11 protein-coding genes are annotated in these 11,752 nt (G+C 71.4%); 4 read left to right on the plus strand and 7 right to left on the minus strand.

All coding sequences use genetic code 11. The annotated features are described in order from the left end of the window. Nucleotides 1-40 precede the first annotated feature (40 nt). Entirely contained in the window at nucleotides 41-1,474 is a 1,434-nt protein-coding gene (locus ACSHXC_RS34210; protein ID WP_438295225.1) for a PP2C family protein-serine/threonine phosphatase, read from the minus strand. Between the two features lie 500 nt (nucleotides 1,475-1,974). Here ACSHXC_RS34210 and ACSHXC_RS34215 point away from each other — a divergent pair, with 500 nt between their 5' ends. Next, nucleotides 1,975-2,745, plus strand: coding sequence for a DUF2127 domain-containing protein (locus tag ACSHXC_RS34215; RefSeq protein ID WP_438295226.1), 771 nt, complete (start codon nucleotides 1,975-1,977; stop codon nucleotides 2,743-2,745). A gap of 98 nt (nucleotides 2,746-2,843) precedes the next feature. After that, complete coding sequence (locus tag ACSHXC_RS34220; RefSeq protein ID WP_438295227.1) at nucleotides 2,844-3,248, plus strand: hypothetical protein; 405 nt, start codon at nucleotides 2,844-2,846, stop codon at nucleotides 3,246-3,248. 4 nt (nucleotides 3,249-3,252) lie between these two features. On the opposite strand, the gene ACSHXC_RS34225 is transcribed toward ACSHXC_RS34220, so the two are convergent. Beyond that, nucleotides 3,253-4,257: a cytochrome c oxidase assembly protein gene (locus ACSHXC_RS34225; RefSeq protein ID WP_438295228.1), complete on the minus strand. Its 1,005-nt coding sequence runs from the start codon at nucleotides 4,255-4,257 to the stop codon at nucleotides 3,253-3,255. 199 nt (nucleotides 4,258-4,456) lie between these two features. Between ACSHXC_RS34225 and ACSHXC_RS34230 the strand changes: the two genes are divergently transcribed. Then, complete coding sequence (locus tag ACSHXC_RS34230) at nucleotides 4,457-5,689, plus strand: cytochrome P450 (protein WP_438295229.1); 1,233 nt, start codon at nucleotides 4,457-4,459, stop codon at nucleotides 5,687-5,689. Nucleotides 5,690-5,720: 31 nt separating this feature from the next. Next, complete coding sequence (locus tag ACSHXC_RS34235) at nucleotides 5,721-5,912, plus strand: ferredoxin (RefSeq protein ID WP_189960356.1); 192 nt, start codon at nucleotides 5,721-5,723, stop codon at nucleotides 5,910-5,912. Nucleotides 5,913-5,930: 18 nt separating this feature from the next. Here ACSHXC_RS34235 and ACSHXC_RS34240 read toward each other — a convergent pair whose 3' ends face one another. From ACSHXC_RS34240 to ACSHXC_RS34260, 5 genes are all read right to left on the minus strand, one after another. Further along, nucleotides 5,931-6,500: a TetR family transcriptional regulator gene (locus ACSHXC_RS34240; protein WP_438295230.1), complete on the minus strand. Its 570-nt coding sequence runs from the start codon at nucleotides 6,498-6,500 to the stop codon at nucleotides 5,931-5,933. Beyond that, nucleotides 6,497-7,972 carry an MFS transporter gene (locus ACSHXC_RS34245; protein ID WP_438295231.1) on the minus strand — a complete coding sequence of 492 codons (1,476 nt, stop codon included), beginning with the start codon at nucleotides 7,970-7,972 and terminating at the stop codon, nucleotides 6,497-6,499. The genes ACSHXC_RS34240 and ACSHXC_RS34245 overlap by 4 nt, the downstream gene beginning before the upstream one ends. Before the next feature lie 116 nt (nucleotides 7,973-8,088). Continuing rightward, nucleotides 8,089-9,648 carry an alpha/beta hydrolase gene (locus ACSHXC_RS34250; RefSeq protein WP_438295232.1) on the minus strand — a complete coding sequence of 520 codons (1,560 nt, stop codon included), beginning with the start codon at nucleotides 9,646-9,648 and terminating at the stop codon, nucleotides 8,089-8,091. A 133-nt stretch (nucleotides 9,649-9,781) separates the two neighbouring features. Further along, on the minus strand, nucleotides 9,782-10,684 hold the full coding sequence (locus ACSHXC_RS34255; RefSeq protein ID WP_438295233.1) for a nitroreductase/quinone reductase family protein: 903 nt from the start codon (nucleotides 10,682-10,684) through the stop codon (nucleotides 9,782-9,784). A gap of 368 nt (nucleotides 10,685-11,052) precedes the next feature. Further along, on the minus strand, nucleotides 11,053-11,724 hold the full coding sequence (locus tag ACSHXC_RS34260; protein ID WP_438295234.1) for a transcriptional regulator: 672 nt from the start codon (nucleotides 11,722-11,724) through the stop codon (nucleotides 11,053-11,055). Between the last annotated feature and the right edge of the window lie 28 nt (nucleotides 11,725-11,752).

Genomic DNA, 11,752 nt, shown 5'->3' on the forward strand with positions numbered 1-11,752 from the left:
CCCCCGGGCCCCCTCGGGCCGTTTCTCCGCCGCCTGTGAGTCAGGACCCGATGCGGGCCACCAGCACACAGGCGTCGTCCTCGCGCTCGTGCTCGCCGAACTCCTCGACGATCATCCGCACGCAGTCCTGGGCTGTGCGGCCGCCGTCGAAGAGCGGGGCGAGTTCGAGCAGCCGGCGCGGTTCCGACGCCTCGGACGCGCTTCGCCGGGTCAGCCCGTCGGTGCCGAGGACGAGCAGGTCGCCCGCCCGGAGTGTGACCTCGGCCTGGCCGTAGGACGCCCCGTGGGTGGCGCCGAGCAGGACCCCCTCCGGTGCGCTCAGCGCCCGTCCCGTCCCGTCGCGGAACAGCAGCGGGGCGGGGTGGCCCGCCTGGGACCAGGTGAGCCTGCGCTCGGCGGGTTCGTAACGACAGCAGACCGCGCTGCCCAGGGCGGGCTGCACGGTCGTCTCCAGGAGCTGGTTGAGGTGGCCCATCAAGGGGCCGGGGCCGATGCCCGCGACGGCCATCCCGCGCAGCGCGCCGAGCAGCATCGCCATGGCGCCGGTCGCCGTCACCCCGTGACCCGTGAGGTCGCCGACGGTCAGTAAAGAGGTGCCGTCGGGGAGTTCGAGCGCGTCGTACCAGTCGCCGCCGATGAGGGCGCTGGAGGAGGACGGCAGATAGTGCGCCGCGATGTCGAGTGCGCCGGGGCCGCCCTGCGGGAGCCGCAGAGAGCCGCGCCACGGTGGGAGTACGGCTTCCTGCAGCTCGACCGCGAGCCGGTGCTCGGTCTGGGCGATGTGGCGTTGGCGCTGCAGACAGTCGCGGCTCTCCCGCACGGCTCGCTGACTGCGCCGCAGCTCGCTCACGTCGCGCAGGACGGCCCACATCGAAGCGGTGCAGCCGTCGGCGTCGAGCACCGGTTCGCCCATCATGTGGAGCGTGCGGACCCGGCCGTCGGTCCGTACGATCCGGAACTCCCCGTCGATCGGCCGGCCGTCCACCAGGGCGCCCGTCACCATCGAGGTGAGCAGGGCCTGGTCGTCGGCGAACACCATGGTGGGCAGTTCGTCGAGGGACATGCCGCCGCTCTCGGGGGGGCGGCCGAAGATCTGGAAGAGCTCATCGGACCAGCTCACCGCGTCGGTCAGCAGGTCCCATTCGGCGCTGCCGACCCGGCTGAGCAGGGTGCCGGTGCCCGGGTCGTCGCTGAACGCGCTCTCGACGGCGAGGGCTGCCGCGTCCTCCTCCTCGGCGCTCAAGCCCTCGCGCAACTGGTCCAAGTGCGAGCCGAGGTCGTCGAGTTGGTGCACCGCCAGATCGCACAGGGCGCGCTGCCAGCGGCCCTGCGGGTCGTCGTCGTCCACGAGCGCGTCGCGGCGCACCGCGTCCACACCCCCGCGCAGCCGGCGGGTCTGCGTGATCAGTGCGTCGACCGTGCCCCGCTCGGGCGGTTGGGGCGCGGGACGGTCCGCGAACAGATGGGACGGCATGACGTTCTCCGATGCGGCCGCGGTAGAGCCTGGTCTGATGAAGTGGACCGGTAACGACTGTTGCACAGGGAGCGATGCCCCGTAAGGGATTTGGCAACACTCGATACGGTGGTGCTTTTGGCATATGCCAAAGGCGAGCGGTTTCGCCTGTCGTGAGCAGGGGTTGCCGCCGGGCATATGCGGATGGGGCGATCGGCCGGCCTTCTCGCGCTCCGGCGGCCGGGGCGCCCCACGCCCGTGCCGGGACCCCTGTCGCGGAGGAACGCGAACGCCTCGGTGGCCCCGGAAGCCGCAGAAGGGACCAGGAGGAACTTTTCGCCGGACCGGGCGGCAGAAGTTGTCGTGATCGCGGAACTCATCGGCGCATTCTCGTCTCCTTAGAAGGACGGAGGCGGCAGGCACCCGGACCCGACCCCGTGGCAAGTCCACGACAAGAGTCCACTACGGTCCCTGTGAGTACACCGGCCCGCGCATGCCGCGGGCCTCACGGGAGGAAGAGCATGAAGATCGACTGGGACCGGCGCACCTGTGCGCGCCGCGGCCATGTGACGTACGCGCCGCAGGAGGACGTGCTGCGCGACCGGTTGCGGGCCGACACCGGTCTCGGCGAGGCCTGGCGCTGTCTGCGCTGCGGTGACTTCGCCCTGGGCGCGCCGCACGGTTCCGGTCCGGCCGACGAGGCGCCGCTGGTGCCGCGTGGCAAGGTCCTGCGCGATCTGTTCATCCTGCGCTTCCTGGCCGTCGAGCGGGCCGTGCGCGGCGTGTTCATCGTCCTTGTGGCGTTCGCGGTGTGGAAGTTCAGCAACAGCCAGGACTCGGTGCGCCGGTTCTTCGACGAGTACCTGGACGTGTTCCGGCCGGTCTTCCGCCACTTCCACTACGACCTCGACCACTCGCCGGTCGTCGGCACCATCCAGAAGACCTTCGACTACAAGCACTCCACCCTGGTGATCGTCGCGGTGGCGCTGCTCGTGTACGCGCTGATCGAGATCGTCGAGGGCGTCGGCCTGTGGCGGGCCAAGCGGTGGGCCGAGTACCTCACCGTCGTCGCCACGGCGATGTTCCTGCCCCTGGAGATCTACGAGCTCACCGAGAAGATCAGCTGGGTGAAGATCGCCACCCTGACGGTCAACATCCTCGCGGTCCTCTACATCCTGCTCGCCAAGCGCCTGTTCGGCCTGCGGGGCGGGCTCGCCGCGTTCGAGGCCGAGCGCCACAGCGCCTCGCTCATCGAGGTCGAGACGACGGCGGGCGTCGCGGCGCACACCTGAGGCGTACCGATCTCGCGTCCGGTGCAGATACAGCCGGTACAGACAAAGACAGCGTGCGGCGGGTCCGCCGCACCGAGCTTCCCTGGGGGATGACCACCATGAACGAATCGCACTCCACGACGGCTTCGAGGACCGGCCGGGGCCCGCTGCGCCGCGCCGCCGTGCTGCTCGCCCTGCTGCTCGGCACCGCCCTGGTGGCGGGACCGGTCACGGCCGAGGCCGCACCCCGGACCACGGTCGTGGCCTCGACGGCCCAACAGGCCACCTCCGCAGGGGACGTGGCGCAGCCGGTCCGGGCGGCGGCACAAACCGGGCGTCACACCGTCGCGGGCAAGTCGACCGTCCTCGCGTCGAAGAAGTCCAAGTCCAAGAAAAAGAAGAGCGGCTTCTTCAAGAAGCTCGGGATCTTCCTGCTGATCCTGGTGATCCTCTTCATCGCGTTCGTCGTGTTCGTGATCTGGTTCATCGTGAGCCGGATCCGCAGGCGCCGCGACCGGCACTGACCGCTCAGTCGCCGGGCCGCCGCTGACGCATCCGCTGCCCGACCGTTCCGCCGTCGGTCTCCCACCAGGGCCGTACGAGCTCGGCGTCCTCCGGCCGTCCCTCCACCGGGGCGGCCGGAGCCAGTTCCGCGTCCAGGCGGCGGTCGAGCACCACGCGCTGGGCGCGGTCGGCGCGGGACCACTGCACCAGGATCGCGAGCAGGAACGGCAGCGACACCAGCTCGGCGATGGTGATCATCGCGCCGCCGCCGAGCTGCTGGTCGCGGTGGACGTCGGGCGCCCAGGCGGGTGCGTGGTGGAGGTACCAGGCGCCCGCGATCAGGGTGCTGTGGGTCATCACCACGATGCCGGGCACCGCGTCGATCAGGCCGTCGACGAAGACGAGCGCGGCCCGCACCGGGTGGCTGCACCAGGCGGGCAGGGCTTCCTCGCGGGTGAGCACCGGCAGCACGAACAGGCTCCCGGCGAGCAGCAGCTGGAGGTACATCAGCTCGTGCAGCGGGCCGTGGCGCAGTGCGGTCTCGAAGTACGGCGTGAAGTAGATGCACAGCTCGGAGGCGAGTACCAGGAGGGTGCTGACCAGCGGGAAGGTGAGGAACCGGACCAGGCGGCCGGTCATCGCGGCCTTCAGGCGCGCTGCCCCGCGCTCGGGCAGCGCGAGCACCCCGAGCCGCAGCGGGTCGCCGAGCGCCAGGCCGAGCGGCGCGATCAGGTCGAGCAGGACGTTCTGCACGGCGGCCGGCCAGAACAGCTCGGTGTCGTACACCGCGAGCGCCGACATCGTGGCGACGGCCAGGCTGCCGAGACCCAGGAGCGCGAAGGCCAGGACGCGGGGCAGCGGCCAGCGCTCGCCCCGGCGGCGCAGCCGCAGCACGCCCCAGCCGTACAGGCCGCCCAGGACGACGATCAGGAGGAGCGCCGCCGCGTCCGGCTCCCACACCGACAGCAGCCGCCCCGTCGTCAGCTCGGGCAGGCCGCCCGCCGCCTCGCTCAGCGTCATACCGGACATCCGGCTCGATCTCCTCACCGGCCCGTGACGTACGACGGGCCGCCAACACGCTAGCCCCGCCGCCCGAGGGCCCTCGCACCGGGCCCCCGGGCGCCTCGGCCGAAGGTATGGATTCGGCCGAAGAATACGTAGACGTCATAGGTGCCCGAGGCATGTAGTGGAGATCGGCAAGACGGAACCCTTCGCTTGCGAGGTCTACATGACAGGCAGCAACACCAGCGTCAACACGGACCACACCGCCACCGACACCGGCAGCGTCGCCTTCCCGCAGGACCGCAGCTGCCCCTACCACCCGCCCACCGCATATCAGCCGCTGCGCGACGAGCGTCCGCTCGCCCGCGTTCAGCTCTACGACGGCCGCACCGTGTGGATGGTCACCGGGCTCGCCGAGGCACGCGCCCTGCTCGCCGACCCGCGGCTCTCCTCCAACCGCGAGAACCTGGCCTTCCCGTCGCCGACGGCCCGCTTCGCCGGGATCAGCAGGCGCCGCACCGCACTGCTCGGCATCGACGACCCCGAGCACGCGACGCAGCGCCGGATGCTCATCCCCAGCTTCACTCTCAAGCGCACGGCCTCGCTGCGGCCGCAGATCCAGCGGACCGTGGACGAGCTGCTCGACCGGATGATCGAGCAGGGGGCGCCCGCCGACCTGGTCAGCGCCTTCGCGCTGCCCGTGCCGTCGATGGTCATCTGTGCGCTGCTCGGCGTCCCCTACGAGGATCACGAGTTCTTCGAGGGCCAGTCCCGCAAGCTCCTTCGCGGACCGGAGACCGCCGACGTCGAGGCCGCCCGCGACGCGCTGGAGGACTACTTCGTCCGGCTGATCGACCGCAAACAGAAGGAACGCGGCGACGGACTGCTCGACGATCTCATCGAGCAGCGCCTGAACGAAGGGACCCTTGACCACCAGGAACTGGTCGATTTCGCCACCATCCTGCTGGTCGCGGGCCACGAGACCACCGCCAACATGATCTCGCTGGGTACGTTCACGCTGCTCCAGCACCCGGAACAGCTGGCCGAGCTGCGCTCCGAGGCGGCGCTCATGCCGGCCGCGGTCGAGGAACTCCTGCGCTATCTGTCGATCGCCGACGGGATGCTCAGGGTGGCCCTCGACGACATCGAGATCGACGGCCGGACCATCCACGCCGACGACGGCGTCGTCTTCTCGACGTCGATCATCAACCGGGACAACGCCAGCTACGAGGCCCCGGATCAGCTGGACTGGCACCGCACCAGCCGCCACCACGTCGCGTTCGGCTACGGCATCCACCAGTGCCTCGGCCAGAACCTGGCGCGGGCGGAGATGGAGATCGCGCTGCGCTCCCTCTTCGACCGGCTGCCCGGGCTCCGCCTGGCGGTGCCCGCCGACGAGATCCCGTTCAAGCCGGGCGACACCATCCAGGGCATGGTCGAACTCCCCGTCGCCTGGTAGCGCGGCAGGGGCCGACGGAAAGGAGCCGCACATGCGGATCGGCATCGACAAGGACGTCTGTATCGGCGCGGGGCAGTGCGCGCTGACCGCCCCGAGCGTCTTCACCCAGGACGACGACGGGTTCAGCGCACTGCTGCCCGGCCGCGAGGACGGCGGCGGCGACCCCCTGGTCCGCGAAGCCGCCCGGGCCTGCCCGGTGCAGGCCATCACCCTTCACGACTAGCGAAACATCCGGTTTCGGTCACTCCGAGCCGGTGATCATCCGCTGCACAGCCGGCGCATACAGATCCGCCAGCTGCTCGGGCGTGGCGCGTTCCCCGGCGCCCGGCCGGTGCAGACTGAGGGTCGCGCCCAGGCCGAGCAGCAGACCGGCGATCAACTCGGCCCTCAACTCGCTGTCCCCGCCGCGCAGTTGACCGGCCAGCCGGGACGTGACCTGCTCGCGGAACCGCTCCCGCAGCAGTGTCCGTTCATCCACGTTCCCCAGTGAGAACACCGCGCGAAGCAGCGGATCCCCCTGATCCTCGCGCCGCATCCGCACCATCGTCAGGACCATGTGCCGCCCCAGCACCTCAAGGGGAGCCGCGAACAGCGCGTCGGCTGCGGGCCCGAAGTCCGCGACCGTGTGGAAGAGCCGCTCCTTGCTGCCGAACCGCTTGACGATGAGCGAGGCGCTGACCCCCGCGTCGGCGGCGATCGAACGCATCGTGACCTCCGCGTACGGGCGCAGCGTGAACGCCCGGCGCGCCGCCCGCAGGATCGCGTCCCTGCCCGTCTCCGTGTCGCCGCCGGTGGCCGGCTGCCCCGTCATGCGCTCTCCTCGGCCGTCGTACGTCCCGTCGCGCCCTCGGCACGGTCCGCCCCGACGGTACCGGGGGCGGAGGCGGTGCGGCTCGGCAGGAACAGCGTGGCGGCGAGGGCGGCGAGGGCCGCGCCGGCGGCGATCAGGAACACCAGGAGATAGGCGTGCAGCGTCGGGGAGGTGTGCCCGCCGGCCTCGAAGGTGACGTTCGCCAGGACCGCGGCCACCACCGCGCTGCAACAGGTCTGGCCGACCGAGCGCATCAGGGTGTTGAGCCCGTTGGCGGCGCCCGTCTCGCTCACCGGGACCGCGCGCATCACCAGGGCGGGCAGCGCTGAGTAGGCGATCGCGGTGCCGCAGGACACCACCGTCGCCCCCGCGATGATCAGGGGCAGGCTGTGGCTGGTGAAGAACCGCAGCCCGTAGCCCACCGCCATGACGGCGGCCGCAAGCGCGAGCGCCGCCTTCGGGCCGTACTTCGCCGAGATCTTGGCCGACACCGGGGACAGCGCCACCATCGCGAGGCCGCCCGGCAGCAGGCAGAGCCCGCTGACCACGATGGACGCGCCGAGCCCGTACCCCGTGGCCTTCGGCTCCTGCACCATCTGCGCGGTGACCAGCGAGTTGGCGTAGAAGGCGAAGCCGATGAGCAGGGCCGCCACATTGGTGAGCAGCACCGAGGGCCGCGCCGAGACCCGCAGGTCGACCAGGGGCGAGCGGGTGCGCAGCTCGTACGCGCCCCACAGCGGCCAGATCGCCACGGCCGCGCCGAGCAGCGCGAGGGTGCGCGGCGAGGTCCAGCCCCAGTCGGCGCCCTGGGTGATGGCGAGCAGCACCGCGACAAGCCCCGCCGAGAGGCCGAGCGTGCCCACGGCGTCGAACCGGCCGCGCGAGCGCAGCGGCGACTCCGGCACGCACCACAGGACCAGGGCGATGTCGAGCACGCCGAGCGCGGCCGACGCCCAGAACATGGTGTGCCAGTCGAAGTGCTCGACGACCAGTGCGGCGACCGGCAGCCCCACGGCCGCGCCGATGCCCAGCGTCGAACTCATCAGGGCCACCGACGAGAGCACCTTCGCGGGCGGCAGCTCGTCCCGCATGATGCTGATGCCCAGCGGAATCACCGCGAGCGCCGCCCCTTGCAGGGCGCGGCCCGCGATCAGGACCCCGATGTGCGAGCTCGTCGCGCACATCACCGAGCCCGCCGTGAGCACCCCGAGCGAGACGAGCAGCAGCCGCCGCTTGCCGTACATGTCGCCGGCCCGGCCGAGCACCGGCGTGAAGACCGCCCCGGTGAGCAGGGTGACCGTGACCAGCCAGCTCGCCGCGGCCGGGGTGCTACCGGTCAGCGCGGGCACATGCGGAAGCAGCGGCACCACCAGCGTCTGCATGACGGCCACGACCACACCGCAGAACGCGAGGACCCCGACGAAGAAGCGGGGGCGCGGCGGGTCGGCGGCCGCGGGTATCGCTGGGGGCATGACTCTCCGTACGGCTGGAATGCGGGCAGGGGTGTGCGGGGGTGCACGTCTGTTCACCCCCAGGGTAAACGCTTGTGCACCCCCCGTTGCCCGCTCCGGCGGTTTCTCCTCGGGGGTCAGCCGCTCGCCGAGGTGATCCGACCCCGCGCCGCCGGCTCCGGCAGCGGCACGCCCGCACACGTCGTGTCCTTCGCCGGCAGCGTGCCGTCGAGGAGGTAGTTCTCGACGTAGGCGTCGGCGCAGGCGTTGCCGGTCTGGAACTGGCCGTGGTCGCCGTCGTCCACGGTGATCAGGCGGGAGCCCGCAAGCCCGCGATGGGCTCGCAGCGCGCCCTCGTAGTAAGTCGCCGGATCATGCGTCGAGTTGAGCATCAGCACGGGCGGCAGCCCCTTGCCGGTCACCTTGATGTGCGGCGCCTTCGACCGCGGCCAGTTCGCGCAGATCGCGGCGAACGTCAACTCCCGCGCCCCGGCGAGGGGGTTGACGCGCGTCGCCTCGGCGCTCTTGTCCACCCAGTAGCGGCTGTCGCGCTTCCACGGGGTGTCGCCGCAGGTGACCGAGAAGAAGTCGGCGAGGTAGTTGGCGCCCATGAGGTGCCGCAGTTGCTCGGCGACTTTCTTCTTCGCGTCCGCCGGCGCGCTGCCGGGGTGTTCGAGCAGGCCCATCAGCGAGGCGAAGTCCCGGAACCTGTCGCTCGTGTTGTACATCGCGTTCGTCGCGGCGGCATCCAGGTGGTTGGGCGTGACCACGGTGCCGTCGAGGTCGAGCGGGTGGTCGTGCAGCGCGGCCCGCAGCCGCTCGTAGGACGCCTCGGTCTCGGCAGGCGTGCGGCCCTGGTGGTACGTCGCGTCGTTCTTCGCCAGCCACGGCAGGAAGTCCTGCTCGAACCGGCGCTGGAAACCCATCGGCTGCCCCACCAGGAACGACTCCCAGCTGCCGGTGAAGTCGACATTGCTGTCGAGGACGACCCGCTCCACCCGGCGCGGGAACTCGGTGGCGTAGTACGCCCCGAGGAAGGTGGCGTAGGACGGCCCGTAGTAGGACACCTTGTCCACGCCGAGCAGCGACCGGTACAGATCCATGTCGTGCACGGCCTGGTCGGTGGTGATGTACGGCAGCAGGCCGCCCGAATTGCGCTCGCAGTCCGCGACGAAGTCACGAGCCCTGGTGAACGTGGCCCGCAGTGCCTGCGGTGAACGGTCGCGCAGATCCCCGCTGTTGAAGAGGCCGTCGACCTTGTCCTGGTCCGAGCAGATCACGTTGGTGCTCGCCCCGACCCCACGCTGGTCGAAGCTGACGACGTCGTACGCCGCCGAGAGCTTCGGGCTGAGCTTGGTGAGGGTGGCCGGGCGCTGGTAGCCCGAGGCGCCGGGCCCGCCCGCCGCCATCATGAGCACGCCCTGCCGCTTGGCGGGGCCGGTCGCCCGGTGCCGGGACACCTGGATGCCGAGGCTCGGTCCGGCGTCGGGGTGGTACCAGTCCCGGGGTACGGACATCGTGGCGCACTCCAGCGCGCCGGACACGCACGGCTGCCAGTCGAGCTGCTGGAGACGGTAGCGGTCGGGCACGGTGCTCTTGGCCGCGGCGCTCGCCACACCGGCCGGCAGGGCCGCCGCGGCGAGCAGCCCGCACGCGGCGGCCGCGGCCCACCGGGCCGGCTTACTGAACAACTGCATGTGTTTCTCTCCCCGTTGGGATCGCTCCCCTTGCGGTGAATCGGTCTACTGGATCGTCCACCGCCCAGGCTCCCTGCCGCGATCTGGCCACCACCCGGATCGGGGGTGGCACGGATGCCACCCCCGAGGTGGTTCAGGGACCCGCCGGCGGGAACGGCACGGCGGACAGGACCGGCAGTAGCTCTCTCTCCTCGTAGGCCAGGTGGGCGGTCAACTCCTTTGTCATGGCGTCCAGTTGAGCGCGGAAGCCGAAGGGGTCGGCCGTGCTGAGCGTGTCGAGCAGGGCGACGAGGTCACCCTGGATGCGGGCCACCGTCCGGTGCTCCTCGCGCAGCCGCTCCAGGGCGTTGCGCAGCGCGGGGTGGTACTGCGCGAGGCCCGGGAACATGTGGTTGTCCTCGGCGGTGTGGTGGAATTCCAGTGCCTGGCAGAACGCCAGGCAGTGCTGGCGCAGTTGGAGGCCGAGCCCCGGTGCCGGGGCGTCGCCCGGGCCCTCGTGCGCGGCCCGCGCCGCGAAGTACGCGTCGGCCTCGGCGGCGACGTGCCGCAGCTGGGTGCGCAGCCAGGTGTGCACCTCCAGGAGCTTGTCGGCCAGGTTGTCGACCTTGCGCGGCGCCTCGGGTCCTGGCTCGGGCCGTTCCAGAACCACGACCGGCAGGGTCCGTTCGGTCCCGGCCTGGTAGTCCCCGTATCCGGGCGCCACGTGCACCACCCGCGCGAACAGCCGCTCGCGGCGCGCCCCTTCGGCGGGTACGGCGATCGCTTCGAACTGCTCGGTGCCGAGTTCCACCCGCACCGTGGGGTGGGCCAGCAGGTTGTGGTACCAGTCGGGGTGGCTCGGCGCGCCGAGGTTGGAGCCGACGACCATCAGGAGGCCACCGTCCCGGACGAAACTCAGGGGCACGGTGTGCGGGGCGCCGCTCGTCGCGCCGGTGGTGGTCAGCAGGAGCAGGTCGCCGCCCTCGAAGGGGCCGCCGACCTTTCCCGCGTTGGCCCGGAACTCCTCGATGACGCGCTGGTTGAAGGACATGGTCATGCGGTGTGGGATCTCCAGAGAATCAGGATGTGCGGATGCTCGCGATGGGCGCGGCAACGCCGTCCCCGGTACGCGCGGCGGCGGACGGCCGCCGAAAGACCGGCGCCCGTCACGGAAGGCGAGGCGTACCCGGGTCGTCGCACGGTGTGCGGGGCACCGCTCGGGACGGGTGGACGGCGTGCGCGGAGGCTGCCGTCAGGCGGGGGATGCGGAGTGTGAACTCATGACACGGTCCCTCGAAAAGGGTGTTCGCCCGACTGCCGGCCGGCCCACTGCTCTTTGACCGGCGTCACGCGACACGCGGGCCATTACAGCCAGCCGCGCCGCACGGTGTCAACCCGGCGGCCCAGGTACGGCCTTCGGCCGCATCACGCCTCGGCGAGCGTGTTCCAGAACATCGACTCGTACGTCTGGAGCAGCCGTCCATAGTGCGCCCCGCTGCCGACGCCCTCGCCGTGTTCGTCGTCCGAGCCGGCGGCGACGGCCGCGACGGCCTGCTGTTCCAGCTCGGGGGCCGGGCCCGCGAAGAAGTCGAAGAACCCGCACGCCTGGTCGGTGAACCCGTACCGGGTGCGCAGCGCCGCGGCCACCCGCGCGCAATAGCCGCCCCACGCCGCGAAGTTGGCGGTGAGCGCGAGGGCCACGCTCGGCGGTTCGCCGTTCAGGGCCAGCCACGCCACATACGCCGGATAGGCCTGGCAACCGGCCTTCGGCTCGTACTGGCCGATGGCCTGCGGGGTGAGCCCGCAGGCGCTCTCGTACGCGCCGAGCCGTTCGAGCGCCAGCGCCTCGCCCACGGCGAGCGAGCCGAAGAACTCCGCGCACGCCGTGCCCTTGCCCGAGCGTTCGGCGAGGAGTTCGAAGGCACGCCGGTCGGAGGCGATGATGTGGCGCTGCTCCAGGGCGAGCCCGGCGAGCGCGGACAGTGGTGCGGTGCCGGCCTCGATGAGCGGCACGAGCCGGTTGTCGTCCGCCGCGGGGGCGAGCGCGGCCGACGTCGCCGCGATGATGTCCTTGGCCGTACGCGTCTGACGAGTCATCAGGGACCCTCTTCGCAGGAATGCCGGT

It is taken from the genome of Streptomyces sp. HUAS TT7 (genome assembly GCF_051550175.1).
Taxonomy (GTDB): Bacteria; Actinomycetota; Actinomycetes; order Streptomycetales; family Streptomycetaceae; genus Streptomyces.